The sequence below is a fragment of the Streptomyces collinus genome (assembly GCF_031348265.1).
GTDB classification, from domain to species: Bacteria; Actinomycetota; Actinomycetes; order Streptomycetales; family Streptomycetaceae; genus Streptomyces; species Streptomyces collinus.
On the sequence record NZ_CP133771.1, the window covers coordinates 274,476 to 300,245 of the forward strand.

Genomic DNA, 25,770 nt, shown 5'->3' on the forward strand with positions numbered 1-25,770 from the left:
TGAAAATCGTTGTCGTATGCTGAGGTGCATCCACGCCGTACGACCCTCCTGACCGAGAGGACTCCCCCGTGGCCGAGCCCGAGCCGCTGACGCCCATGCCCTCGCAACGCCTCCCCGTCACCGTGCTGTCGGGGTTTCTCGGCGCCGGGAAGACGACCCTCCTCAACCACGTCCTCACCAACCGCGAGGGCCTGCGGGTGGCGGTGATCGTCAACGACATGAGCGAGATCAACATCGACGCCGCCCTCGTGCGCGGGGGCGAAGCAGCCCTGTCCCGCACGGAGGAGCGGCTGGTGGAGATGACCAACGGCTGCATCTGCTGCACCTTGCGCGACGACCTGCTGGAGGAGGTCGAACGGCTCGCCGAGGACGGCCGCTTCGACTACCTCCTCATCGAGTCCAGCGGCATCTCCGAGCCGATGCCGGTCGCCGCCACCTTCGCCTTCGCCCGGGACGACGGCGCCACCCTTCAGGACGTCGCCCGGCTGGACACCATGGTCACCGTCGTCGACGCCGCCAACTTCCTCGCCGAGCTGGGCACCGGTGACGACCTGGCCGAACGGGGCCTGGCTCCCTACGAGGACGACGAGCGCACCGTGAGCGACCTGCTGATCGACCAGGTCGAGTTCGCCGACGTGATCGTCCTCAACAAGCTGGATCTGGTCGGTGAGGCCGACGCGGACCGGGTGCGCGGGGTGCTGGCACGGCTGAATCCGACGGCCCGTCTGATCCCCGCCGTGCACGGCCGGATCGGCGTGCGCGACGTCCTGGAGACCGGGCGGTTCGACCTGGAGCGCGCACAGCAGGCGCCGGGCTGGGTGCGGGAGCTCAACGGCGACCACGTTCCCGAGACCGAGGAGTACGGCATCTCCTCCCTGGTCTTCCGGTCCACCGTGCCGTTCCACCCCGGGCGGCTGTGGGACTTCGTCACCGGAGAACTGGACGGTGGAGCACACGGCCAAGTGCTGCGCTCCAAGGGCTTCTTCACCCTGGCCGGGCGTGAGGGCGTGACGGGCCTGTGGTCACAGGCCGGATCCGTCGCCCGCTTCGAGCCGTCCGGGGTCCGGGACACCGACGCGCCCCACGCCCAGGAGCTGGTGTTCATCGGTGTCGGTCTGCGGGAGCCGGGTCTGCGTGCCGCCCTGGCCGGATGCCTGCTGGCCGTCGGCGAGCAGCTCCCCGCCGACGATCCCTTCCCTCCGTGGGACACCGGGGACGTCTGCGATCTGGAGCACGAGCACGCGCGGGCGGCGGCGGCCGTCTAGCCGGAGCACGGGCGCGTCCGGGCACCGTGTCGACGCCCGGACGGCCTTTTCCGGAGGCGATGGGAGGCACACGCGTGTACGGAACGACCCCCGGCGCATGGCGTACCACCCCGCAACGCACCGCGGTCCTCACGGCACTTCGGGCCTGCGACGGTTTCATCTCGGCGCAGACCCTGCACGCCGCTCTCCTCGCGGAGGGCGTGGCGGTGGGGCTGACCACCGTCTACCGCACGCTGCGCTTACTGGAGACGGCCGGGCACGTCGACGTGGTGCGCGACAGCGACGGTGAGCGGCTCTACCGGCCCAGACCCGACGAGGGGCACCGCCACTACCTGGTCTGCCGGGAGTGCGGGCTCAGCCTCGCCGTCGACGCCGAGGAGGTCGAGCGGTGGGTGACCAGGACCGCGCGTGACATCGGCTTCCACACGGTCGAGCTCACCGGCGTGTGCGACGGCTGTCTGTCCGGGCCGGACCGCCGAACGGCTCCCGACACGTAGCGGGCCCAGGAGATCACGGCCGCGCCCGTGCTCAAGACGTGGTGGTCAGAACGCGGTTGAGCGCGCTGCCCGGGCGGCCGGTGAGCTCCTCCCAGGTGCCCTCCTCCACGATGCGGCCCTCCTCCAGGACGGCGATGCGCCCGGCGCGGCGGATGGTGGCCGGACGGTGCGCGATGACGATCGTCGTACGGCCCTCCTCCTCCAGCGCGGTGGCGAGTTGGGCGTCCCCCGCGTTGTCCAGGTGAGCGGTGGACTCGTCGAGTACGAGGACGCGCGGCCGGACCAGCAGCGCGCGGGCGAGAGCGATACGGGCCCGCTGGCCGCCGGAGAGCGTGGCGCCGCGCTCGCCGACGAGGGTGTCCATCGGGGCGATCCGGTCGACGCCGCACCGCCGTGCCGCCTCGGACAGCGCCCCGTCGTCCGCCTCGGGAGCGGCGAGCCGCAGATTCTCGGCGAGTGTGCCGTGGAAGAGGGGCGTGTCCTGGCCCACCAGTGTCACCGCACGCCGCAGTTCCGCATCGCCGACCTCCCGGATGTCCACGGGGTCGCCGTCGCCGGGCAGCAGCTGGACCGCGCCGGCTGCCGGGTCCCAGAAGCGGGCCAGCAGATGGGCGCAGGTCGACTTGCCGGCACCGGAGGCGCCGACCAGGGCGAGTGTCTGCCCGGGCGGGACGGTCAGCTCGACGCCGTCCAGCACGGGTGTGCCGCCGTAGTCGAAGCTCACCCCGTGCAGCCGGACGCCCAGCGGCCCGGGCGGCAGGGAGCGGGGCGCGGTGGGCGGCGGGGCCAGTGCGGGCGCCGTGACGGCCGCGTCGACGCGGGAGGCGGCGGCGCGCAGTGCCACGGCCTGGCTCAGGGCGCGGGCCGATTCCGCGACCGGACCGAGGACGGACAGGGCCAGCGCCATCGCCGCCGGAGCCCAAGCGCCGTGCAGTCGTCCGGAGGTCACGGAGTGCGCCGCCGCGGCGACCACGCCGAGTACCGCGGTCACGATGAGAAGGTCGCGGACTGCGGCGGCGACGGCCTCCCAGGTGGCCTCGGCGCGCTGGGCGGCACCCACCTGCCGGCCCCGTTCCGCCAGCTTGCGGCGGCGTTGCGCCAGGGCGCCGAAGGCGAGCAGTTCACGCAGCCCGTCGACGGTCTCCACCGTGTCGGCCGACAGGTGCGCCACGGCCGTCCGGGTGCGGCCGCCGCGCACCGCGCGTGCACGTGCGTCGGCGAAGGGCGCCGCCGCGAGCAGGGCCGCGACCGGCAGCACGGCCGCCGGCAGCCAGGGCTCCACCGTGGCGAGAGCGACGGAGCCGCCCGTGAAGACCGTCCCGGCCGCGAGCAGTTGGGCGGTGGTGTGGGCGTAGAAGAACTCCAGGGCTTCCACGTCGGCCATGGCGGTAGCGGCGAGGTCGCCGCTGCGCCGTCCCGCCACGCGGGCGGGCGCGCTGCGGGCCAGTCCGTCGAAGACGCGTACCCGCAGTGCCGCCAGCACCCGGTAGGCGAGGTCGTGCGAGAGGTCCATCTCCCGCCAGGTCATCAGGGCGCGCACGGCGACGAGGGCGAACAGCGCGGTGACGGTGCCGGCCGAGGGCGCCCGCCCGTCGATGACGGCGGTTCCCACGGTGTGGGCGGCCAGGGTCAGCAGCGCGACGAGGGAGCCCTGTTCGAGGAGGGCGGCTGCGCAGGTGCGGGCTGTCATGGCCCGGTGCTCCGCCAGGGCGGGGAGCAGGGCGCGCAGCGCGCCTCGGGCGGGTACGTCCGCGTGGTTGGCGGCGACGGTGCTCATGCGGCGAGTTCTCCTCGGTGGGCACGGCCGGCCTCGACGAGCCGGGTGTAGACGCCGCCGGCCTCGACGAGACCGGCGTGTTCGCCGACGGCGTCCACCCGTCCCGAGTCGAGGACGACGATGTGGTCGGCGTGCCGGACGGCCGCGAGCCGGTGGGCGACCACCAGGACCGTCCGGCCGCTCGCGGCGGTCGGCAACTCCCGGACGATGTCCGCCTCGCGGCGCTCGTCGACGGAGCTGGTGGCCTCGTCGAGGACGAGCACCGGGGCGTCGGCCAGCAGGGCCCGCGCGAGCGCGAGGCGCTGCCGCTGACCGCCGGAGAGGGTGGCTCCCCGTTCACCGAGGAGGGTGGCGTAGCCGTCGGGAAGGGCGGTGATCTCGTCGTGGATCCCGGCGGCGCGCGCCGCCCCGGTCAGTTCGTCGTCCGTGGCGCCGGGCCGGGCCAGGCGCAGATTGTCGGCGATGGTGGCGTGGAAGAGGTAGGTCTCCTGCGAGACGACGGCGATGCCCTGCCGCAGCGAGTCGAGCGCGTACTCGGTCGTGGGGCGTCCGTCGAGGGTGATCCGGCCTTCCTGCGGGTCGTGGTGGCGCAGGAGCAGGGCGAGGAGCGTCGATTTGCCGGCGCCGGAGGGGCCGACGATCGCGGTCGTCCGGCCCGCCTGCGCGGTGAACGAGACGCCGTCCAGGGCCGGGGCCGGTGCGCCGCCATAGGTGAACCGGACGTCATGAAAGCGCAGTTCGGGCGCAGCCTGCCGGTGTGCGGAGGCCGTTCCGGTGTCCTCGACCGCCGGCTCGCCCGTACGCAGCGCCGCGAGGCCATCGGCGGCCGACGCCCCGAGGTATCCGGCGTGCCATTCGCGGGCGAGGTCGCGGACGGGGCGGAAGCACTCCGAGGCCAGCAGCAGCACCAGATACGTGCCGGTCGCGGTGGTGGATCCGGTGACGGCCGACCAGCACGCCAGGAGGGCCGCGGCGGCGGTACCGCCCTGGATGGCGAGGTCGGTGATGCCGGTGTCGACCAGGGAGACCCGCAGCTTGGCGACGGTTGCGCGGTGCAGCGCCGCGGACCGCTCCTCGAGGCGGGCGCGGGTGCGTCCGACCGCGCCCGCGGCGCGCAGGGCGGGCATGCCCTGGAGGGCCTCCAGGTAGTCGGCGCCGAGCCCTTCGTACGTGTCCCAGTGCTCTTTGCCGCGGGCGGCGAGGAGCCGGTCCCAGGCGCGTGGTCCGGCCAGGGCGAGGAGCAGGGCGGGGACGAGGCCGAGGAGGGCCCGGGGTTCGGTGGCGGCCAGGGCGGCGAGGACCAGGGGCGGCACCGTGAGGGTGACCAGGAGCTGGGGCAGGTAGCGGGAGACGTAGGCGTCGACGCCCTCCACTCCGTCGACGAGGGTGGTGCGGACGGCTCCGGCCCGCGCGGTGGTCAGGTGTGCGGGACCCAACCGGCCCAGGTGGGCCAGGAGTTCGTCCCGCAGGGCCACCCGGACCCGGGCCCCGGCACGGGTCGCGGTGCGCCGCTGCCACACCGTGAGCCCGGCGCGGGCGCCGACGACGGCCGGCACCGCGGCCAGCAGCCACGGCAGCCGGCCGGTGTCCCCGCGGGCAAGGCCGGCGAGCGCGAGGGCCAGCAGGGCGGCCTGCGCCAGGTGGGTGAGGGTGACGGCGCCCTGCAGGAGGGTGGCCGCGAGCAGGGGGCGCCGTGCCGGACGGGCGGCGCGGCGCAGCTCGGGGTGGACGATCACGGGGTGTTCTCCTCGTCGGCGTGGCGGGTGCCGAGGACCAGTGCGTGGACGACCCAGTCCCGGCCCGGGGCGGCGCCGAGCGCGGCGCCGAGGTCCGCCTGTTGCCAGGACCCGACGGGCCGGGCGGCAAGACCGTGGCGCCGGGCGGTGACATGGGCCAGGTGGACGGCGAACCCGGCCCGCAGGTGGGCGCGGCGGATGTGCGGGGCGTCGGCGTCGGCGGGGCAGCCGACGCCGAGCAGGACGGCACCCGCGTCCGCGATCCACGCCTGGCCCGCGGCCCAGGCGGCGAGCGTCGGGCGCGCCTCTCCCGCCGCGTACCGCCGCAGGGTCGCGCCATCGGCGGCCGGCTCCACCAGCCCGGGCCGCGGCGGGCCTACGGCGGCACACCAGCGCAGGTCACCGGCGCCTGCCCGCGCGGCGGTGGTGAGGACCGCCAGCAGTGCGTCCAGGGAGGGAGCGCCGGGCAACGGCGGTGAGGCGCTGCGGCGCGCCAGCAGCTCGGCGGGCACCGGCCGGCCCACGGACGGCTCCGGGACGCGAGCGCTGCCGGCCGGGTGCACCGGGCCCCGCCGGCCGGGCGGCGGGATGTGCACGGCGGCCAGTGGGCTCTCGGCGCGTCCGTCCAGCCGCACGTCGGGCTCGCTCACTCCGAGCGCGCGGGCCGCCAGGTACAGCGCGGCGGCGGCGTGCCCGGTGTCGAGGAGCAGCAGGGGCCGGGCCCGGTGGCCGTAGTGGGAGACCGTGCGCCGTGCAGTGACCGAGAGCCGGGCCGTGACGCCCGGCGGCGTGCCGTCGGGTTGCCGGCCGAGGCGGTGCACGCGGTGGCGCAGCGGGTCGTAGCCGTAGCGTCCGGGCGGCAGGGAGCAGCCGGCGCCGACGGTCAGTTCGGTGTCCACCGGGTGCAGGGCGCCGGCGGAAGGAGCGGGCCGCAGTCGGCCGGAGCCGTCCGAGGCCGCCAGGGAGAGGCGCAGCAGGTCCTGCACGTCGAGTTCCTCCGGCCCGGTCTCCGGGAAGGCGGTCGGCGGGCCCGGCCAGGCGCGGACGGCTCCCCCGGCGCGTGTGCCGGGGCCGGGGCGCTCCGGGGTGCGGGCGCGGGCGAGGGCGGCGACGAGGTCCGGCGGGCGGTCCTCGCGGGCGTGTTCCACGGGGACGGCCCTCACATGTGCGGCGGAGGCGCCAGGGTGAAGTCCTGCGGCGCGCTCGGCGGATCGGTGCGCCATCCGCGCACGACAGCGGCCTCGGACAGACGCGGGCAGCCGAAGTAGCCGAAGGCCGCCGGGGCGTTGGGAAGGAGGCCCGAGACGAGGACCCTGGCGACGCGCAGGGAGGTCTCGGCGACGTCCTCGGTGGTGAGGTCGAAGGTCATGACCCGGTGGCCGCCCGCGCGCAGCGCGTTCTCCAGCCACTCCCGGCTGCCGGGTTCGACCGCGTCGACGGACACGGTCCCGAGGGCCGGTTCGGTGAATCGCCCGGCCTCGGCGGCCATCCGCTCGTCCAGCCACACCTGCACGTGCGCGCCCAGGTCCCGGACGTGCTCGAACTGCTCGCCGCACGCGTCGAGATAGCGGCCGTCGGCGCGGTGCTCCAGGTAGAGCCCGCGGGCGAGCAGTCCGGCCTCGACGGCCTGGAAGACCCAGCCGTCGGAACCGGTCAGGCCCTGGGTGAAGACCCAGGTGTGGACGGCTTCGAGGACGGCCTTGCGGGCGGCTTCGGCCGGGTCGTACTTGCAGGCGAAGCCGGCGGCGTACAGGCCGAGGCGCGGGTCGTGGACGAGCGCGGCCATGCAGGGGGCGAACTCCGAGTACATCTCGACGATGTGGACGTCGAGCGCGGACCCGGCGAGGTCGTCGGCGAGGCCGGGCACACTCGCCGGGTCGATACCCCGGGCCGGGCCGTCCAGATGCCACCACAGTTCCAGGGCGTCCCGTTCGACGATCTCCAGCAGGCCGCGTTCCACGGCGTCGTCGAGGCCCTGGCCGGTGGCGATCCCGGCGTAGTTGAGGTGGTGGGTGCGGGGCAGCTCGCGCAGGTCGCCCTGGCGCCAGTTGAGGTGGGTGAGCGACACGGGTGCCCAGACCTCGGCTGTGGTCCCGTCGGCGAGCGCTTCCGTTCCGCGCGTCCACAGGGCCGGGGTGTCGGCAGTGAGGGGGCGGTAGGGGAACTTCTCCCGGGTGTACTGCCAGGGCGCGTAGGCGGGCAGGTCCCGGGGGCCGTACAGGCGCAGGCCCTTCTCGGCCAGTTCGGCGGCGGTGGCGCGCAGGGGGGCCTCGGGGTGGCCGGGCGGCGGCACGCGGTTGCCGCAGTACCGCTCCATGCCCTCGGCTATGGCGGCGGTCCGGGCTTGCTCGGGGTCGCCGAAGGTGGTGCCGAGGGAGACCCGGTCGGCCGGCCACAGTCCGAGTCTGCGGGCGTCGGATATCTCGGCCGTGAGGGCGGTGTAGCGGGGTGGGGTGCCCGGCGGGTGCTCGACGGGTTTGACCTTGCGGACGATGCCGCAGACGGGGTCGACGAGTGCTTCCAGCGGCAGCGCCGTCATCGCAGGATCTCCTCGGCGGGGTCGGTGGGGGTGGGACGGGACGGGAGCACGTGCAGCGTGAGTTCCACGGCGGCCGGTTCGACCTCGCGCCGGGAGGCGAGCAGTCGGCGGGCCGTCACCGGGTCGTCGCCGGTGTGGGGGTTGCGTGCGTGGGCCGGGAAGTGGTGGCCCGCGATCTCCAGGCGCAGCCGGGTGCCGGCCCGCAGCCGGCGCGTGAGCCGGCCGAGGCCGATGGTGAACTCGGCTGCGCGGCCGGCCGGTTCGGCTCGCCGGACGACGCCGACGGCGAGCCGCTCGGCGTTCCCTTCCGGGGTGAGCGCGACGAGCCGGGCGGCCCAGTCCGCGGACGGTGTGTGGGCGGTGGCCCGCAGTCGCGCGCCGACCGGGCCGACCACGTCGAGCGGACGGGGCAGCGGCGGGGTGACCAGCAGGCAGCGGTCGGGCGGCCCGTCGGTCGGTACGGTCAGGTCGCCGGAGCGCACGGGCCGGTCGGGGTCGGCGGTGAACACGGCGCCGTGCAGCAGCCGCGGCCGTTGTGTGCGCGGTACGCCGTCGGCGCCGGCGGGCAGCCACAGGTCGGCTCCGCCCAGTGCCAGTGCGCCGTGGCGGCCGGGGGCGAGTGCGCCGGACAGGGCGCGGCGGGCCCAGCGCACGTACAGCTCGCCGAGGTTCAGCCGGTGGGCGGGCCCCGCGTCCGGGCCCGGCGCGGAGAGGAGACTGTGCCCCCACGGGCCGAGGAGCAGACGCGCCGAGGGGCCGCCCCAGGTGCGCCACAGTGCGACGGTGTCGTCGGTGAAGTGGTCGTGGTGGCCGCCCACCGCGAGCAGGGGAAGCCCGGCGTGTGCGGCCCGTGTCACGAGGCGCCCGCGGTCGTGGTGGCGCCACAGATCGGCCCAGGAGGGCAGGCTCCGGCCCAGCCGCTCGGGGAGAGCGGTCAGCGGCAGGTGGGTGAGCAGGCCGGGGTCCGTGGTGAGGGCCTTGTCCAGGGCACTCTCGTCGGAGTCCCGCCGGTCGCCGTGGGCGGCCCACCATCCGGCGCGCGGGCGCAGCCGTTCCACGCCGGACGCCTCGCGCGCCGTCTCCGCGAGGCCGAGGGCGGGCACGGCCGCGATGACGGCGTCCGGCCGCGCGTCCCGGGGCGCGTCGAGGGCGAGGACGAGGGCGCAGTGGGCGGCGTAGGAGGCGCCGGCGGCCACCAGCCGGCCGTCGCCCCAGGGCTGCCGCCGGATCCAGCGGGCGGTCGCCGCTCCGTCGGCGGCCTCGTTCGTGTAGGGGCGCCACTCCCCCGGCGAGGCGAAGCGGCCCCGCACGTCCTGGACGACGGCGGCGAATCCGTGGCGGGCCCAGCCGCAGGCTTCGGCCCGGTGCTCGGCTCGGTCGTAGGGGGTGCGGACCAGGACGGCCGGGAAGGGGCCGTCGCCGGCGGGGAGTCGGACGTCGGTGGCGAGCCCGTCGACGGCCGTGCTGAACGCCGTCATCCGTCCTGCTTCGGCATCGATGCCACGTCGGGCACCGGCAGGACGGGGTGTTCGGTGACGGTCAGGGTGCGCAGGTCGACGCGGCGCAGCCGGCGTCGTGCCGGGAAGCCTGCCGTGTCGGGGGCTGCGGTGGCCCACCGGGTGAGGTCGTCGGCGAGCAGCGCCGCGATCAGTGCGGCGGCGGGAACGGCGAGCCGGACCGGTGCGCCGAGGGTGCGGGGCCCGGTCCAGTACGCGGCCAGTTCGCGGTAGGCGGGGGTGGCGGCGAGCCGGCGGGAGCGGATGTGGGCCGAGGTGACGTCTCCGGGAGCGGCGGCGACCGGCTCGACGTAGGCCTGCCAGCCCTCGCGGTGGCAGCGCAGCCAGGCGACGCCGTGCCCGGGCAGCCGGTCGGCGGCGTCCCACAGCCCGTCGGGCACGGGACCGTCGAGGCACCACACGACGGCGGCGGGGGCCGTGGCGAGCAGGTCGTCGACGCCGGCCGGTGGCGTGCTGCCGGCCGGAGCGGTGCGCGGGTCGGCGCCCAGGGCCGTCAGGTGCGCGGCGAGGGGTCCGGTCAGTACCGGATCGCCGATCAGCCGGATGTGCCGGCGGTCGGCCGGCCACTCGACGGGCGGGAGGCCGTCCGCCAGGAATCCGGCCTGTTCGAACCCACGGATGACACGGTCGAGTTCGGTGTCCGCCCGGGTCGTGGCCCCGTCGCCGGTGAGCCGGGAGAGCAGGAGTCCCTCGTCCGCGTCGCCGGTCCTGACGGTGAGGAAATCCCCTTCGGGGGTACGGACGGCGAGACCTCGCCCGGGTACGGCGACGACCTCGGCACCGGGTGCGAGTCGGCTGTGGGACACGGCGTTCCTCCTGGCGACGGGCGGGACGGACGGGGGACGGGCGTGGGCCCGCCCGGAAGGCAAACGGGCGGGCCCACGGTCGAGGGAGCTGAGCCCTCGCCTACTCCTCGGTGTCCTCGAAGGGGTTCTCGACGAGCGCGTTGGAGTGGGAAGCCGAGTCGTGAGCCAGCTGACCCGGGTCGACGATCGGCGCGAAGACCTGCTCGTTGTCCATGAACTCTCCTTCATGTCAGGGAGATACGGCGTTCGGATGAGCGCCGTGACATCACGCTAATGAATCTGATTTTCATATTCAATAGCTGCGAGGGGGTGATCTGGGTAACACACCGGCCATCCCCCTTCCGGATCCTCACCGACCCGGCCCGCCACCTTGAGGACCTCCGCCAGCAGCCCCGGTGTGACGACCTCCTTCGGCGCCCCGTCGGCCACCACGCGGCCCTCGCGCAGGGCGACGATCCGCTCGGCGAACCGGGCCGCGTGGGCCAGGTCGTGCAGCACCATCACCACGGTGAGCCCGCGCTCCTCGCGCAGGCGCACCACGGTCTGCAGCACGTCGAGTTGGTGGTGCAGGTCCAGGTAGGTGGTCGGTTCGTCGAGCAGCAGGACGCGGGTGTCCTGGGCGAGGGCCATCGCCAGCCGCACCCGCTGCCGCTCACCCCCCGACAGCGCGTCGACGTCACGGCCGGCCCACTGCTCCACCCCGACATCGCGCAGGGCCCGCCGCACGACGGGGTCGTCGCCCTCGCGCAGCATGCCGAGCGGTCCGCGTGCCGCGTACCGCCCCTGACGTACGAGGTGACCCACCGTCATGCCCGGTACGGCCGGGGCGGACTGGTGCAGCAGCGCCACCCTGCGTGCCGTGGCGCGCCTCGACAGCCGGGCGAGGTCGTCCGCACCGAGCAGTACGCGCCCCGCGTCCGGCCGCAGCAGTCCCGCGGCCACTCGCAGCAGGGTCGACTTGCCGCAGCCGTTCAGGCCGATGAGGGCGGTCAGTTCGCCCGGCCGGACGGTCATGTCGACGCCCCTCAGTACGGGTCGTCCGGGATAGCCGAAGTGGACCCCCTCGACGTGGATCCCCACGGACTCGGTCATGCTCTGCCCTTCGGTCGGCTTCAGAACGTACGGCTCGGCGTGCGGCGCACGACGACCAGCAACAGCGCGGCGCCGAGGCAGGCGGTGAGCGCCCCGACCGGCAGCGTGAACCGGCCGGAGTCCAGCCCGGGTGCCGGCAGCCGCGAGGACAGCTGCGCGGCGGCGTCCGCCCCGCACACCACGACAGCGCCCACCAGGGCGGCGCCGGGGAGGCTCACCCGCAGGTCCGCGCCGAAGACGGCCACGGCCAGATGCGGAACGAGCAGTCCCACGAAGCCCAGCGCCCCGACGGCGGCCACCGCGCCCGCCGTCAGCGCCACCGCGCACAGCAGGGCGAGGGTCCGCGCCGGACGGACGGACAGGCCGGCCGTGAGGGCGATGTCGTCCCCGCAGCGCAGCAGGGTCAGCGGTCCGGCCAGCAGCCAGGCCGCGGCCCCCCAGAGGAGCGCCCATGGCCACAGCAGGTGCCAGTGCTGCCACACCCGGCCCTCGGTGGTGCCCACCAACCACTGGACCACGCTGCCGAGTTCGCCCGGCTCCACCAGGAGCACCATGGCCGTGAGGCCGCCGAGCACCGCGGACACCAGCACGCCGTGCACGGCGGTCTGTGCCGGGTCGCCACGGCCGCGTCCGGCGAGCAGCCACAGCAGCGCCGCGCCGGCGCATCCGCCCGTACAGGCCGCGAGGACGACGGCCAGCGGCGAGTCCCATCCGGCGAGCCCCAGAGCAGTCGCGGTGACGGCCCCGAGGACCGCGCCCGGCGTCACGCCCGTCACCTCGGGCCCGGCGAGCGGGTTGCGCAGCGCCGACTGGAGGACCAGCCCCGCCACGGCCAGGCTCGCGCCGGCCCCGAGGGCCACCAGCAGCCTGGGCAGGCGCAGTTGGAAGAAGATGTGACGTGCCGTCGCGTCACCGCCGCCGTTCACGACGTCCCAGACCACGCCCGGGGACATGCCGCGCCCGGCCACCAGTTCCACGCCGGCGCACACGACGGCCAGGGCCGCGAGCGCCGCGAAACGCCGGGTCACCGCACGTCCTCCGTTCCGGTCGGCCGGGAAGGGGAGAAACGAGTCCCGCCGGCCCCGGCTTCCTCTCGACGAGCATCGTCCGGGGCGCCGGCACGAGGGACTTCGTCCGCCGCGCCGGATGCAGCCGTCCGTGGGCCGTGCAGCGTCTCGCCCACGGCAGGTGCGGACCGGGCCGCCCGACCCCGGCCGCCCGACCGCATCAGCGCGACCCCGGCCGGCACCCCCAGCAGAGCCGTCCAGGCACCGGCCGGCGTCTCAACGGGCGCCAGCGCCAGCCGGGCCGGGACATCGGCGACCGTCACGACGGCGGCACCCCAGGCGGCGGACCACGGAAGCCAGCGCACCGCCCCCGCCGCGGGGTTGAACCACCGGGCCAGATGCGGAGCGAGGAAACCCACCCACGCGACGGGCCCGCACACCGCCGTCACCGGGGCGATCAGCACCACGGCGATGGCCAGCGCGGCGAGCCGCGCCCGCTGGGCGCGCACGCCCAGGGCCTCGGCATCCTCATCCCCCAGCCGCATCACCGACAGCACGGGCGCGCACAGCACCAGGGCGGGAACCGCGACGAGCAGCCACGGCCACAGGCCCGCGATGTCGTCCCAGGTCCGGGCGGAGAGCGAGCCGAGCAGGTAGCGGTAGATGAGTTGGAGGTCCAGCTGGTCCGCCATGACCATCAGCACGAGCAGCGCCGCCTGCAACGCGGCGGCGACCGCGGCTCCGGTCAGCAGGACGGCGGACGGGCTGCGGCCCAGCCCGGCGGCGAGCAGCGTCAGCCCGCCGCCGAGCGCGGCCCCGCCGATGGCCAGCAGGGGCTGGACGGCGGCAGGCAGGGACAGCGTCAGCACCAGAGGCGCGGCCACCCCCAGCGCGGCCCCGGACGACACACCCAGCATCTCCGGCACCGCCAGGGGATTGCGCAGTGCCTCCTGAAGGACCAGTCCGGCGGCCCCGAGACAGGTACCGGCGACGAGCGCCAGCACAAGGCGGGGCACGCGGAGTTCGGTGACGACGATCCCGGCGAGGGTGCTGTCCCCGTCCAGCACCGCACCGGCCAGCCGGTGCGGTGGGACGTAGGGGGTGCCGAGGCTCAGCGCGCAGAGCGATGAGGCGACCAGCAGGACGACCACCAGGACGGGCTGCCACGTTCGTGCACCGCGCGAGGGCGGTCGTCCGTCTGCTGCGGGGCGATCCGCCGCGGCGGGCGCCCGGGCGGGCACCGGCAGGGGCGCCCTCACCGCAGCGCGGCCGTGGCCTCGTCGAGGACGATGCCCAGCGAACGGGTGCCGCGTCCCTTGGCCCACACCTCTGAGTTCACCTCGTGGACGTCGCCGTTCTGCACTGCCGGGATCTTGCTCCAGAGGGGGTTCTCGGCCAGCTTCTCCGAGAGCTTGCCGTCCGCGTCACCGAAGCTCATCGTCTCGACGAACAGCACGTCGACGTTCCGAGCGAGGATCTCCTCCAGGCTGTAACTGCCCTCGACACCACGGGACTTCCACGGGTACCGGGCGATCTTCGGGAACAGGCTCGCGGCGACGTCGGCCTCGGGGGCGGCGACGCCGAAGTTCTCGTCACTGCCGTAGATGATGAGTGCGGTCTTGTCGCCCGGCGTCTTCTCGGCCTCGGCGAGTTTGGCACGGAAGGCCTTCTCGGCCTTCTCGCCTTCGGCGGTGCGGCCGGTCAGGGCGGCCGCGTCGCGCAGGTAACCGACGCTGTCCTCCCAGGTCTCGGGCTGCATGGGCCAGAACGTGGTGGCGCCCTTCAGGGCCGGAGCGAGCTTGCCGTGGGTGTCTCCCAGCCCGATGACCAGGTCGGGCTTGTGGGAGAGGATCGACTCCACCTCCGGGGCGATGAACCCCCCGGGGATGACGTCGACTTCCCTGGCCTTCTCCTCCCCCAGGAAACCGGGGTGGGAGAGCAGCGCGCTGTTGGTGGCCGTCGGGACGATGCCCAGTTCGGTCAGGATGTCGTCGCAGAGCGCGAACAGGCAGACGATGCGCTCGGGTTCCTTCTGCACGGCGACCTTGACGCCGTTCGTGTCGGTCACCTCCGTCGACGCCTTGATGGGTTCGACGGTGACCTCGGTCCTCGCCGCGGGCTTGGCCTCGTCACTCGCGGGCTCGTCGGACGACGAGCCGCAGCCGGCCAGCACGGAACCCACCAACGCTGCGGTGATCCAACTGCGGACGAATCTCGACGGTGAGCGCAGCATCGATGCCCTCGCTTCTTCTCAGGTGCCGGGAACTCACCGAACATACATGATAATCGTTTTCAGGAGACACTCTTTCGGAGGACCCATGACCACTGCCGCACCCGTCCTGCTCGTCTCCGACCACGTGGCCGGATGCGTCCATGTGCTGACCGTGCCGGACGGCACCGTCACAGGACGCCTCACCGGCCGCCATCTCTCCGAGCACGCCGGGTTTCTGGCTCTGCCCGGAGGGCGGGTGGCCTGTGTCGACGACCGCCGGGGGGAACTCCTGGTCCTCGATCCCTTCGGTGAGGAGCTCGTGGAACGCGCCGTACCGGTCGCCGTGCCGGCCGAGCACCTCGCCTGCGACCCGGCCGGGCGCCGGCTGGCCGTGACCACCGGCCTGGGCAAGAACGCCGAGCCGTGGTCGGACCTGCTGACGGTCGTCGACCTGGCCACCGACGAGACCGCGCGGGTACGCACCCGGGTCGGCGAGCCGGGCGTGACGGTGCTGGGCGGCGGCGACCCGCTGGTCGTGCTGCGGCACCGGGAACCCGGGGCGCTGGCCGCACACCGGTTCGCGGATCTCCTCGCGGCCCCGCCCGGCTGCCCCGTGGTCACACCGCACGAACTCCTGCCGCTGCCCGACGACGGCCACGGCGACGCCCACGCTCCCGGCTCGGGACACCTGTTCGTGGCCACCGGCGAGGGTGTGCACCGGGCCCGGAGGAAGGACGACACGCTCCTGGCCGAGGCCGTGATCCCGTGGGCAGCACCCGCCCGGGGCTGGTACCTGCGCCTCGACACCCGGCGGGCGGCGCTGTGGAGCACACTGCGCGGCGGCGCTCCCGACCCGCTGCGGTGGCCGGAGTGGACCAACCAGGCATGGCGCCACGATCTGGAGACGGGTCGAACGTCCCTGACGGAACTCGGTCCCGGACTGGTCTTCCGGCTGGCTCTCGCCCGGAGCCGGACCGCGTTCACCCGCATCCACCCCGACGGCGACGAACTGCTCCTTCTCGGCGACGACGGCATCGTCCGCCGCTCCCCCCTGCCCGCGATGGACGGCGCCCCGCGTCGCGGCGGCACCCCTTGGGAAGGCGTCCAGCGCCGGGCCGTTGCCGCCTCACCCGGCTCCGACTGGGTCGCCGTCACCCGCGGCGGTCACGGCGAAGTCCACATCGTCGACGCGCGGACGGGCCACGAGGCGGCCCGCCCGCGGCTGAGCACACCGCTGCACCACGGCGGTCACATGGCCCTGCGCAGCCGGGCCGACGGCGCCGAGGGCGATCTCGTGGGCCGGTGACCGCGCCGTACCTGCCGACGCGTCAAGGGCCCCCGTTCCGCGGACGGCTGGAGGGCGCTCCTCGCCTCAGAAACCGGCCATGGACTTGTCGAGCACTCCGCCCAGCGCACCGTAGACGCTGCACCGGACGGAGTGCCGTGCCCTCCGTCGGAGGCCGAACCCCACGATGAACGCGATTGCGAAGAGCCCACCGAGCACGATCGCCACGACGGGGTTGTAGAGGAAGTACACGAAGCACGCGATGCCGACCCAGACCAGGACCGGAAGGAGCGAACCGCGCAACACCACCCAGAGCGTGATCCGTTCCGCACTGGACGGGAGCACTCGCTCATGCCACACCTCGATGTGGTTCCTGGTGGCACAGTGCTCAGGGCGCATGAATCCATCCCATCACGGCATGATGCCTCCGGTGAACCCGAGGAATGACACGTCTGCCCGGCCCCGACCGCGCGGGGGAGTCTTCAGCCGACCGGATTTTCGCCTGCTCTGGGTGGGCGAAACCGTCAGTGGCCTGGGCAACAGCGTCACCGTGGTGGCGTTGCCGTTGATCGCGGTCGTGGGGCTGGACGCCGGCTCCACCGCCGTCGGCCTGCTCACCGCGGCGGTGTGGCTGCCGTGGCTGCTCGTGGGCCTCCCGGCGGGGGCATGGGTGGACCGGAGGCGCAAACGACCACTGATGATCGCGTGTGACCTGACAGCCGCCGCGGCCCTGGTGAGCGTCCCGGCGGCGGCCTGGCTCGACGCGCTGACCTTTCAGCAACTGGTCGTCGTCGCGTTGGTCTGCGGCACCGCGGCGGTGTGTTTCGACACCGCCTACCACGCGTACATCCGCTTCGTGCTCGACGGCCGCGACCTCCTGGAGGGCAACGCCAAGTTGCAGGGCAGCGCGGCCGCCACCCAGGTCGCCGGGCCCGGGGTGGCGGGACTCCTCGCCCAGGCACTCGGCGCGGTCACCGCGCTCGTGGCCGACGCCGTGACGTTCCTGGTCTCCGCTGTCTGCCTGCGGCGGATCGGCGTCGTCGAGCCGGACCGTGATCCCGACGCGGAACGCACCTCTCTCCGGCGGCAGATCGCGGAAGGGCTCCGCTTCGTGGGCCGGGACCGGTACCTGCGGCCGATGGTCACGTGGGGCGCCGTGACCAACCTGGCGCTGATGGGCTATCAGGCGGTTCAGGTCGTGTTCCTGGTCCGCACCGTCGGGCTGAACCCGGGCATGGTCGGGCTGCTGCTCACCAGCGGCAGCGCCGGTGCCATCGTCGGTGCGCTGGTGGCCACCCGGATCAGCCGGCGGTTCGGCACGGCGCGGGGCCTGCTCCTCCTGCAGCTGACCACGTCGCCGTTCGTGCTGCTGCTGCCGATGACCACGGCGGGGCCGGGGCTGCTGCTGTTCGCGACGGGGTCCTTCCTCGTGGGGTTCGGCATCTCCGTGGCCAACATCGTGGTCGGCACCTTCCGGCAGACCTACTGCCCACCCCATCTGCTCGGCCGGGTCGTGGCAACCGCCATGATGATCAACCACAGCACCATCCCGCTCGGTTCCCTGCTGGGCGGCGTGCTCGGCGATGCCGTCGGTTACCGGCCGGCCATGTGGATCATGACCGGTGTCGTCGCGCCCTCCTGGCTCATCCTCGTCATGAGCCCGATGCGCAGCATGCGTGATCTTCCGCAGGCCCGGAAGCCGGAACACGCGCACGTCAAGGGCTGATTCCGTTGCAGGAGGCTCCTGTGCACGAGGCTCCCGGCCAGGAATCCGATGGTCCGTTGACCACCCCACCGCACATCCTGCTCGTATGCGCTTCTCCATCAACATCCCCAACTTCGGGGACTTCGCGGACCCGCGGAACGTCGCGAAAGTCGCTGCTGCGGCCGAACAGGCCGGCTGGGACGGGCTCTTCGTCTGGGACCATGTGCTGCACCGCCATCACCAGGGGCGTCCTTTCGGGGACCCCTGGATGCTGTTGACGGCGGCCGCACTGGCGACCTCACGCATTCGGCTGGGCACCCTGCTGACGCCGGTCCCCCGTTACCGTCCGCAGCAACTCGCCCGCCAGGTCGCCACCCTGGACCACCTCAGCTGCGACCGGGTGACCTTCGCCGCGGGTCTGGGCGGTCCGGTCGAGGACGAGTACCGCAGTTTCGGCGACACCGCAGACCCGCGTCTGCTCGCCGAACGCCTGGACGAGGGGCTGGAGTTGCTGCGGAGCTTCTGGACCGGCCGGCCCGTGAACCACCACGGCCGGCACTACCAGGCCGAGAACGTGACGCTGCTGCCCGCCACCGTGCAGCAGCCAGGCCCACCCGTGTGGATCGGCGGATTCTGGCCACGCCGCCCGCCCATGCGGCGGGCAGCCCGCTGGGACGGCGCGGTACCGCTCTTCGAGACGGCCCGGCACGGTCACGTACCTGATGTGGCCGAAGTACGGGAACTGGCCGGATACCTGCGCGCGCACCGGCAGGCCGGCTGCGAGCGCCCCTTCGAGTTGGTCCTGGGCGGCGCCACACCCCCGGACGCGGCCAAGGCCAGGGACGTCATCGGTCCCCTGCGCGACGCGGGTGCCACCTGGTGGGACGAGCGGCAGATCCAGACCGGCCCCGACCTTGACCGCCTGCCGCCGGTGCTGCGCCGCACGGAGGCCGGCCCACCGGTCCTCTAGGTGCCCCTGGCCGGCCTCGCGGCCTCAGTCACCGAGCGCGAGAGCCAGCACCTTTCGCAAGTCCTCCGGCTCGCGATAGTGCACTCCCGTCATGCCCAGCGCGACAGCGGCCTCGATGTTCTCCAGGCGGTCGTCGACGAAAAGGCATCGCTCGACGGCGGTCTGCGCTCGCCCGGCGGCGATCTCGTAGATCTCGCGGTCGGGCTTGGCCACTCCGACCCGGGCACTGCTGACGACATGGTGTGCGAGGTCGGACAGTCCCAGGGATGCGAGGTCGCTCTCCAACTCCAGGGTCGCGTTGGTCACCAGGACGAGCGGCATGTGCTGCCGTATCCGGCGAAGCATCGTGACCACTTCGTCGTCAGCCCGGAAAGGCGCCTCGGCCAGTGCCGTTCCGAGCTCACGGGCCTGAGGCTCCGAGACCTCACCGACGAGACCCCGCACGATGGTCTCGACCCACTCCTCCTTGCCGATCTTTCCCAGGAGCAGCGGCAGGTCCGTCTCCGGCGCGTAGGCCACCTTCGTGGTGGCCCCTTCGGCCAGTCCGGCCAGCTGTTCCAGTCTCGCCAGTCGAGTCAGGTCATAGAACCGGATCACGTTGTCGAGGTCGCACAGCACCGCGTCGAACGGCCTGCCAGAGGTGTTGATCAGTGTCATGCCCCTTGAATAGCACGGGAGTTCTCACCGGCCCGCCGGCTCAGCGGAACCTGTGGACGTTCTCCGCGGCCCACTGCCGGAACGGCCTGGCCGGGGAACCGGTGACCCGCGAGACCGTGTCGCGCACTGCCAGCAGTTCGTCATTGACGTCTCCGCCCGTGACGTCGAGCACCGCATCCGCGGCCTCCTCCCCGAAGACGGCGGCCATGGGGGCACGAGCCTCCTGCCGGCCGATCTCGATGAACGGGACATCCCGCCCGAGCTCTGCCGCGATGGCCTGGACCTGCTGCCGGGCGGTCACCGGCTCGGGACCGGTCAGGGCGTACGTCCGCCCCCGGTGGCCCGGTCCGGTCAGTGCGGCCCGCGCCACCGAGGCGATGTCCGCGGGGTGGATCGTGGGCAGTCCGGTGTCCGCGTACGGCGCGCGGACCGCCACCCCGTCGCGAATCGGCCCGGCCCACATCAGGGCGTTGGAGGCGAACTGTGTCGGCCGCAGGACCGTCCAGTCCATGCCGCTGTCCTTGAGCAGCCCTTCGACCGTCAGGTTCTCATCGGCGGGGCCCAGGTGCGGATGCGTCTGGACGGTGATGGACGACACCAGCACCACGTGCTCCACACCCGCGCGCCGGGCTGCCGCGAGGATGTCCGCGTCCGGGCCGGTACGCGACGGCAGGAACAGCGAGCGCACCCCGTCCAGGGCGGGCTCCAACGTCTGCGCCACCGCGAAGTCCCCCTCCACCGCCTCGACTTCCTCGGGAAACGCAGCCCGTGAGGCGTCACGGGTCAACGCTCTCACCGGCCCGGCACCGCATGCGTGCAACTCCCGCAGCAGCGCACTGCCGATATTCCCGGTGGCTCCGGTCACGAGGATCATGAGCGTGTTCTCCCGCCGTCAGAGATCAACTTCGGGACACGCTAGAAGCTCAATCGGACTTCAGGTCAAGGAGGAGTGTCCGGCAGGGATCCCACCGCACGGCAGCTCATTCGGCCCCCACCCTGCCGGGGTCCGACATAGATTGATCGGGAAAAGTCGAAGACACCAGCGCCCCGAGCGCCGCCACCTCACCGACGACCGCGCCCACCGTCTGGAGAACCCGGCATGACCTGGACCCAGCGCACCGTGGTACGCGAGGGCGTCCGCATCTCCTGCCGCGACTGGGGTGGATCGGGGTCCCCGGTCGTGCTGCTGCACGGGCTGGCCGGCCACGCGGGCGAATGGGACGGCCTCGCCAGGGACCTCGGCCCCCGCTACCGGATCGTCGCCGTCGACCAGCGCGGGCACGGCGCGAGCGAACGCCGGCCGCGCGATGTCTCCCGCGCCGCGTACGTCGCCGACGCCGTCGCCGTCATCGCGCAACTCGGCCTGCACCGGCCGGTGCTGGCAGGTCAGTCACTGGGCGGGCACACCGCCCTGCTCACCGCCTCGGCGCACCCCGGTCTGCTGCGTGGGCTCGTCCTCGTCGAGGCGGGCCCGGGCCGCGCCGATCCGAACGTGCCGGCCGAGATCGGCGCGATGCTCGACGCGTGGCCGACGCCGTTCCCCTCGCGCCGCGCCGCCGTGGAGTTCTTCGGCGGCGGTGCGGTCGGCGAAGGCTGGGCGGGCGGGCTGGAGGAGCGCGACGGGGGCTGGTGGCCGCGCTTCGACCGTGACGTGATGGTCGCAGCGCTGACCGAGAACGCCCGGCGTTCCTTCTGGGACGAGTGGGCGAGCATCACGTGCCCGGCGCTGGTCGTCCTGGGCCAGTCCGGCATCGTCCCCGCGCAAGAGACGGAGGCCATGCTGCAACAGCGCCCGGAGACAGTGGCCTTGAGCGTCCCCGGGGCGGGGCACGACGTACACCTGGAGCGCCCCGAGGTCCTGCATCAGGTGCTCCGGGAGTTCCTCGGACAGGTCGAGGGCGAGCGGCGGTTGCCGCCGGACGAGTAGGCCTGTCCTCCGCCCCGGAAGGCCGGAGCGCGTTACCCGCGGGCCCCCGGGAAGAAGTCGGCGCCCTGCACGTACGCCATCGCCTCGGTCCACTTCGGGTCGCGGAGGCGGCGTTCCATCTCCTCCGGGCTGACGTCCTCCACCCGCGTCTGGAGCCACCACAGGTTGCCCAGCGGGTCGCGTACCCGCCCGATTCGGTCGCCGAAGAAGAGGTGCGTCACCTCGGTCACCGACGTGCCGCCGGCCGCTACGGCCCTGCGGTGCGCGGCGTCGGCGTCCTCGACGTAGAGGCGCAGGAAGGCGGGCGTCGGCGGCCAGTCCGGCGGTGCGTCGAAGGGCATGACGATCGAGTCGCCGATCCGCACCTCCGCGTGCCCGATGCGGCCGTCCTCCCCGACGACCCGCGCGATCTCCTCCGCGCCGAACGCCTCCTTCAGATAGTCGATCAGCCCGGCCGTGTCGCGCGAGATGATCCAGGGCGTGACGGTGTGGTAGCCGTCCGGGATCGGTTGTACGGTCATCCGCTGTCCTCCCGAGTGTGGGCTGCTCCTCCGAAGTTACGGGCGCTGTAGGCCAGATCCTGTCCTAGAGGCCCCGAAGGAGACGATGTGCGGAACACGGGCGCAGTGGCGGCGCCTCAGTCGGCGGGAAGTGCCTGCTCCGCCCAGATGATCTTGCCGTTGGGTATCTGACGGGTGCCCCAGCCCTGGGTGAGCTGGGCGACGAGCAGCAGCCCGCGTCCGCCTTCGTCGAAGGTGCGGGCCCGGCGCAGGTGGGGCGCGGTCGTGCTGCCGTCGGAGACTTCGCAGACGAGGGTGCGGTCGTAGATCAGTCTGAGTTCGACGGGAGGGCGGCCGTACCGGATGGCGTTGGTCACCAGTTCGCTGACGACCAGCTCGGTGACGAACGCTGCCTCGTCCAGGCCCCACTCGGACAGTTGCCGGCAGGCGGCTTTGCGCATCTCGGCCACCGCGGCGGGGTCCGGCGGCACCGGCCAGGTCGCCACGTGGGACGCGTCGAGGGCTCGCGTCCTCGCCACGAGGAGCGCCACGTCGTCGGAGGGGCGGTCCGCGAGGAGGGTGCTCAGCAGGTCGTCACAGGTGGCCTCCAGGTCATGTGCCGGCCGCCCCAGCACCTCGCGCATGGCGGCGATCCCCTCGTCGATGTCACGGACGCGGTTCTCCACGAGCCCGTCCGTGTAGAGGACGAGAAGGCTGCCCTCGGCGAGCTCCAGCTCGGTCGACTCGAAGGGCAGGCCGCCCAGGCCGAGAGGTGGCCCTGCCGGGACTCCGAGGAACTCGACGGTGCCGTCGGGGGTCACGAGGGCGGGCACGGGGTGGCCGGCCCGAGCGACGGTGCAGTGCCGGGAGACCGGGTCGTAGACGGCGTACAGACAGGTGGCGCCGATGTCGCCGTCGAGCGGTGCCGTGGCGTCGCCCCCGCCGGCCAGGCGGTTGACCAGGTCGTCGAGGTGGGTCAGCAACTCGTCGGGAGGCAGGTCGACATCCGCCAGTGTGCGTACGGCGGTGCGCAGCCGCCCCATGGTCGCCGAGGCCTGGATGCCGTGGCCCACGACGTCACCGACGACCAGGGCGACCCGGGCACCGGAGAGCGGTATGACGTCGAACCAGTCGCCGCCGACACCGGCCCGGGCGCTGGCGGGCAGGTAGCGGGAGGCGATGTCCAGGGCCGCCTGCTCGGGGAGTTGTTGGGGCAGCAGGCTGTTCTGCAAGGTGAGGGAGGTGTCCCGCTCGCGGGTGTAGCGCCGGGCGTTGTCGATGCACACGGCGGCGCGGGCGGTGATCTCCTGGCCCAGCAGCAGGTCGTCCTGCTCGAAGCGCTGGGGCCGCCGGTGGCGGGAGAAGGTGGCCACTCCCAGGGTGAGGCCACGTGCGCGCATGGGTACCGCCAGGACCGAGTGGAATCCGAACTGCCGCATGCGTGCCGCTCGTTGCGGGGCCGTCCGGTCCAGGTCCGCCAGTGCGGCGGGTGTGATGTGCTCGATGACCGGCCGCCCTTCCGCCAGAGAGCGGGCCGCCGTGGAACGCTCCGGGTAGTTCGCCACCGTCCCGTGCGGCACCACGGCTTCGGGGCAGCCCTCCAGGACCGACTGGGAGGCGACCCGGCGCATCTTCACCGGACCGTGCGGAGGACCCTGTGGCGGGTCCTCGCCCCCTTCGATCGACGGCAGGAGATCGACCGTGACGAAGTCCGCGAACCGGGGGACGGCCACGTCGGCGAGTTCCTGGGCGGTACGGGGCAGGTCCAGAGTGCTGCCGATGCGCCGGCTGGCGTCGTCGACCAGGACCAGCCTTTGCCGTGCGAGGTACTGCTCCGTCACGTCGTGCGCCGACAGCAGGACGCCTTCGAGCAGCCCGCCGGAGTCGCGCACGGGCACCAGGGAGACCGACCACACGCTCTCCCGCTCATGGCCGGCGAGGTGCAGCGCGGCTCCGAGCTCCTGGGGGCGACCGGTCCGCAGCGCGGCGCGCATGACCTCCTCGGTCCGCTCGCTCTCCGGGTCGAGGACGATCTCCGTCACCCGAAGACCGCGCATCTCCGCCTCGGACAAGCCCATCACACGTTCCATGTCCCCGTTCGCCCAGCGCAACCGCAGTCCGGTGTCGTACAGGGCCATGGTGTAGGGAGCCTGCGCGAAGCTGCGCCGCACGAACGCGTCGTCCTGCGGCGTAGCCGCCGGCCGGGTCACCGGGGACACCAGGAGCCAGTCGTCTTCTCCGTCGCTCTCCCGGTGATGGGCCAGCAGTCCGACCGTGAGCCGGTGGCCGTCCCGGTGCAGCAGCGTGGCCGTGCCGCTCCACCTCCGCAGGCCGGTCAGCGCGTCCGCTAGGTGAGGGTGAGCGGTGTCCGAGAGAAGCCGGGCCCCGCTCCTGCCGATCACTTCCGGGGCCCGGTATCCGAGCAGCCTTCGGGCCCCTTCGTTCCACGCGGTCACGACTCCGTGACCATCGACGACGGCCCTGGCCGTGGCCGCCTCGTCGACCCGTTCCCGCGACCCGCCGCCCGACGGGCCCCCGTCCCGGGCGGACGCGGATCCGATCATGACCTCATCCCGCCTCACTACCGCCTGGGGCCGTCTGCCGGGGAGCGGACTGAACCCGAGGTGCGCCGCACCTTCACTTTTTACGACACTAGACATCAAGAGTGACAGATGTGCGCGAACAGGTCCTCATGGCAGGATGGCGGTCCTCGTGACAGGCCGGCGGTCCTCATGGCAGGGCGGCGGCACCGGTCCCGGACGGAGGGTGGCACTCATGGCTGTCATCGGCGAGGGGTGGCCGGACCGGGCCGAGTGGGCCGGAAGGATCTTCAGCGCGGGCTGGCGCGAGTCCGACGGCGGCACCCGCCCGGTGATCGAACCGGCCACCGGGGACACGCTGGCCGACGTCGGCATCGCGTCGCCCACGGACGTCGCCCGGGCGGGCGTACGGGCCGCCGCGGCCGCCGGGGAGTGGGCCGCGGCTGCTCCCTCTGATCGTGTAGCGGTGCTGCTGAGGGCGTCCGGCGTCTTGCGGGACCGCAGCGACACCTTCCGCGAGTGGATCGTCCGGGAGTCGGCCGGCGTCCCCGCGAAGGGCGACTACGAGATCGCCGCCGCCCTCGCCCAGCTGGCCCACGCCGTCGGACTCGCCTCGCTGCCTCGGGGTGAGGTCCTGGCCCCGCAGACCCCCGGTGGCACGAGCCTGGCGTGGCGGGTGCCGCTCGGCGTCGTCGGTGTCATCAATCCCTGGAACGCTCCGCTCCTGTTCGCCGTGCGCGCGCTGGCACCCGCGCTCGCGCTGGGCAACACCGTGCTGCTCAAGCCCGACCCGCTCACGCCGGTGTCCGGGGGCGTCCTCGTCGCCCGGCTTTTCGAGGACGCCGGCCTGCCCGACGGGGTGCTGCACGTCCTGCCCGGCGGCGCCGATACCGGGCAGGCGGTCGCGGCGGACCCCCACGTCGCCATGATCGCGTTCACCGGCTCCACCGCGGCCGGGCGCGCCGTGGCCCGTGTGGCGGGTGAGGGCCTGAAACGGGTCCTGCTCGAACTCGGCGGCAAGAACTCGCTCGTCGTGCTCGAGGACGCGGACGTGGAGGCGGCCGCCCTCGCCGGAGCGGTGAGCACCTTCGGCTACCAGGGGCAGGCCTGCGTAGCCGCCGGCCGCCATCTGGTCCACACCGACCTGGTCGAGGCGTACACCGACGCGCTGGTCCGGCACGCGCTGGCCATGCGCGTCGGCGACCCCCGCGAGGAGGGTGTCGGCATCGGGCCGGTCATCAGCGTGGGGCAGGCCACCAGGGTCGAGCGCATCGTCGACGAGAGCGTGGCGGCCGGGGCGCGGGTGCTCACGGGCGGCCGACGCGAGGGACTGTTCTACCCGCCCACGGTCCTGGACCGCGTCGACCGGGCCATGCCCGCGTACACGGAGGAGATCTTCGGTCCCGTCGCACCTGTCCTGCCCTTCCGCAGCGAAGCGGAGGCCGTCGAGATCGCCAACGACACCGCGTACGGCCTTGCGGCCGCCGTGCACTCCGGTTCCGTACCGAGGGCGACTGCTGTCGCCGGGCAGTTGCGCACCGGCATGGTGCACATCAACGACGTGTGCGCCAAGGACGCGGCGAACGCCCCCTTCGGAGGCATGGGCGTCTCCGGCAACGGCTCCCGCATCGGCGGCACGGCCAGCCTGGAGCAGTTCACCCAGTGGCGCTGGATGACGGCACCGGGACCGTCATGACACCGGGCGCGCTCCGCCACGCGGCATGTCCACAGGCCGCCT

The 25,770-nt window shown here is 73.6% G+C and carries 23 protein-coding genes; 7 read left to right on the forward strand and 16 right to left on the reverse strand.

Going from position 1 to position 25,770, the window contains the following annotated elements:
- The first annotated feature begins 95 nt into the window (after window positions 1–95).
- Together RFN52_RS01175 and RFN52_RS01180 are read left to right on the forward strand one after the other, a co-directional pair.
- Window positions 96–1,265 carry a GTP-binding protein gene (locus RFN52_RS01175; RefSeq protein ID WP_184854724.1) on the forward strand — a complete coding sequence of 390 codons (1,170 nt, stop codon included), beginning with the start codon at window positions 96–98 and terminating at the stop codon, window positions 1,263–1,265.
- A gap of 74 nt (window positions 1,266–1,339) precedes the next feature.
- Complete coding sequence (locus RFN52_RS01180; protein WP_311240853.1) at window positions 1,340–1,762, forward strand: Fur family transcriptional regulator; 423 nt, start codon at window positions 1,340–1,342, stop codon at window positions 1,760–1,762.
- Window positions 1,763–1,793: 31 nt separating this feature from the next.
- On the opposite strand, the gene RFN52_RS01185 is transcribed toward RFN52_RS01180, so the two are convergent.
- The 11 genes from RFN52_RS01185 to RFN52_RS01235 form a co-directional block, all read right to left on the reverse strand.
- The gene (locus tag RFN52_RS01185; RefSeq protein ID WP_184854517.1) at window positions 1,794–3,539 is read right to left on the reverse strand and encodes an ABC transporter ATP-binding protein; all 1,746 of its coding nucleotides are present in this window, start codon (window positions 3,537–3,539) and stop codon (window positions 1,794–1,796) included.
- On the reverse strand, window positions 3,536–5,275 hold the full coding sequence (locus tag RFN52_RS01190; RefSeq protein ID WP_184854516.1) for an ABC transporter ATP-binding protein/permease: 1,740 nt from the start codon (window positions 5,273–5,275) through the stop codon (window positions 3,536–3,538). The genes RFN52_RS01185 and RFN52_RS01190 overlap by 4 nt, the downstream gene beginning before the upstream one ends.
- The gene (locus RFN52_RS01195) at window positions 5,272–6,423 is read right to left on the reverse strand and encodes a nitroreductase family protein (RefSeq protein ID WP_311240854.1); all 1,152 of its coding nucleotides are present in this window, start codon (window positions 6,421–6,423) and stop codon (window positions 5,272–5,274) included. Before RFN52_RS01195 ends, RFN52_RS01190 begins: the two co-directional genes overlap by 4 nt.
- A gap of 11 nt (window positions 6,424–6,434) precedes the next feature.
- Window positions 6,435–7,814 (reverse strand): YcaO-like family protein, encoded by a 1,380-nt coding sequence (locus RFN52_RS01200; protein ID WP_184854514.1) that lies wholly within the window; start codon window positions 7,812–7,814, stop codon window positions 6,435–6,437.
- Entirely contained in the window at window positions 7,811–9,292 is a 1,482-nt protein-coding gene (locus tag RFN52_RS01205; RefSeq protein ID WP_184854513.1) for a CocE/NonD family hydrolase, read from the reverse strand. The genes RFN52_RS01200 and RFN52_RS01205 overlap by 4 nt, the downstream gene beginning before the upstream one ends.
- Window positions 9,289–10,137 carry a hypothetical protein gene (locus RFN52_RS01210; RefSeq protein WP_184854512.1) on the reverse strand — a complete coding sequence of 283 codons (849 nt, stop codon included), beginning with the start codon at window positions 10,135–10,137 and terminating at the stop codon, window positions 9,289–9,291. Before RFN52_RS01210 ends, RFN52_RS01205 begins: the two co-directional genes overlap by 4 nt.
- 100 nt (window positions 10,138–10,237) lie before the next feature.
- The gene (gene amiA, locus RFN52_RS01215; RefSeq protein ID WP_244310224.1) at window positions 10,238–10,351 is read right to left on the reverse strand and encodes a streptamidine family RiPP; all 114 of its coding nucleotides are present in this window, start codon (window positions 10,349–10,351) and stop codon (window positions 10,238–10,240) included.
- A 56-nt stretch (window positions 10,352–10,407) separates the two neighbouring features.
- Window positions 10,408–11,229: an ABC transporter ATP-binding protein gene (locus RFN52_RS01220; RefSeq protein WP_184854511.1), complete on the reverse strand. Its 822-nt coding sequence runs from the start codon at window positions 11,227–11,229 to the stop codon at window positions 10,408–10,410.
- A 20-nt stretch (window positions 11,230–11,249) separates the two neighbouring features.
- Entirely contained in the window at window positions 11,250–12,257 is a 1,008-nt protein-coding gene (locus RFN52_RS01225) for a FecCD family ABC transporter permease (RefSeq protein ID WP_184854510.1), read from the reverse strand.
- Window positions 12,254–13,387, reverse strand: a complete 1,134-nt coding sequence (locus RFN52_RS01230) for a FecCD family ABC transporter permease (RefSeq protein ID WP_374050144.1) — start codon at window positions 13,385–13,387, stop codon at window positions 12,254–12,256. The genes RFN52_RS01225 and RFN52_RS01230 overlap by 4 nt, the downstream gene beginning before the upstream one ends.
- Window positions 13,388–13,491: 104 nt before the next feature.
- Window positions 13,492–14,469, reverse strand: a complete 978-nt coding sequence (locus RFN52_RS01235; RefSeq protein WP_184854509.1) for an ABC transporter substrate-binding protein — start codon at window positions 14,467–14,469, stop codon at window positions 13,492–13,494.
- Between the two features lie 85 nt (window positions 14,470–14,554).
- On the opposite strand from RFN52_RS01235, the gene RFN52_RS01240 reads away from it, so the two are divergent.
- Window positions 14,555–15,754, forward strand: a complete 1,200-nt coding sequence (locus RFN52_RS01240) for a YncE family protein (RefSeq protein ID WP_184854508.1) — start codon at window positions 14,555–14,557, stop codon at window positions 15,752–15,754.
- Window positions 15,755–15,820: 66 nt separating this feature from the next.
- On the opposite strand, the gene RFN52_RS01245 is transcribed toward RFN52_RS01240, so the two are convergent.
- On the reverse strand, window positions 15,821–16,078 hold the full coding sequence (locus tag RFN52_RS01245; RefSeq protein ID WP_311240855.1) for a hypothetical protein: 258 nt from the start codon (window positions 16,076–16,078) through the stop codon (window positions 15,821–15,823).
- Between the two features lie 85 nt (window positions 16,079–16,163).
- Here RFN52_RS01245 and RFN52_RS01250 point away from each other — a divergent pair, with 85 nt between their 5' ends.
- Complete coding sequence (locus tag RFN52_RS01250) at window positions 16,164–17,459, forward strand: MFS transporter (protein ID WP_311240856.1); 1,296 nt, start codon at window positions 16,164–16,166, stop codon at window positions 17,457–17,459.
- Between the two features lie 85 nt (window positions 17,460–17,544).
- Window positions 17,545–18,408, forward strand: a complete 864-nt coding sequence (locus RFN52_RS01255; RefSeq protein ID WP_184854506.1) for an LLM class flavin-dependent oxidoreductase — start codon at window positions 17,545–17,547, stop codon at window positions 18,406–18,408.
- Window positions 18,409–18,432: 24 nt separating this feature from the next.
- Here the strand turns inward: RFN52_RS01255 and RFN52_RS01260 are convergent, their stop codons facing one another.
- Together RFN52_RS01260 and RFN52_RS01265 are read right to left on the reverse strand one after the other, a co-directional pair.
- On the reverse strand, window positions 18,433–19,065 hold the full coding sequence (locus RFN52_RS01260) for an HAD family hydrolase (protein WP_184854505.1): 633 nt from the start codon (window positions 19,063–19,065) through the stop codon (window positions 18,433–18,435).
- 40 nt (window positions 19,066–19,105) lie between these two features.
- A complete protein-coding gene (locus RFN52_RS01265; protein WP_184854504.1) occupies window positions 19,106–19,939 on the reverse strand; it encodes an SDR family oxidoreductase in 834 nt (277 codons plus the stop codon).
- A 225-nt stretch (window positions 19,940–20,164) separates the two neighbouring features.
- Between RFN52_RS01265 and RFN52_RS01270 the strand changes: the two genes are divergently transcribed.
- Window positions 20,165–20,992 carry an alpha/beta fold hydrolase gene (locus tag RFN52_RS01270; protein WP_184854503.1) on the forward strand — a complete coding sequence of 276 codons (828 nt, stop codon included), beginning with the start codon at window positions 20,165–20,167 and terminating at the stop codon, window positions 20,990–20,992.
- 32 nt (window positions 20,993–21,024) lie between these two features.
- On the opposite strand, the gene RFN52_RS01275 is transcribed toward RFN52_RS01270, so the two are convergent.
- Together RFN52_RS01275 and RFN52_RS01280 are read right to left on the reverse strand one after the other, a co-directional pair.
- Window positions 21,025–21,513: a VOC family protein gene (locus tag RFN52_RS01275; protein WP_184854502.1), complete on the reverse strand. Its 489-nt coding sequence runs from the start codon at window positions 21,511–21,513 to the stop codon at window positions 21,025–21,027.
- Window positions 21,514–21,629: 116 nt separating this feature from the next.
- On the reverse strand, window positions 21,630–24,056 hold the full coding sequence (locus tag RFN52_RS01280; RefSeq protein WP_184854501.1) for a SpoIIE family protein phosphatase: 2,427 nt from the start codon (window positions 24,054–24,056) through the stop codon (window positions 21,630–21,632).
- Window positions 24,057–24,267: 211 nt separating this feature from the next.
- Here RFN52_RS01280 and RFN52_RS01285 point away from each other — a divergent pair, with 211 nt between their 5' ends.
- Complete coding sequence (locus tag RFN52_RS01285; RefSeq protein WP_184854500.1) at window positions 24,268–25,728, forward strand: aldehyde dehydrogenase family protein; 1,461 nt, start codon at window positions 24,268–24,270, stop codon at window positions 25,726–25,728.
- Window positions 25,729–25,770 lie beyond the last annotated feature (42 nt).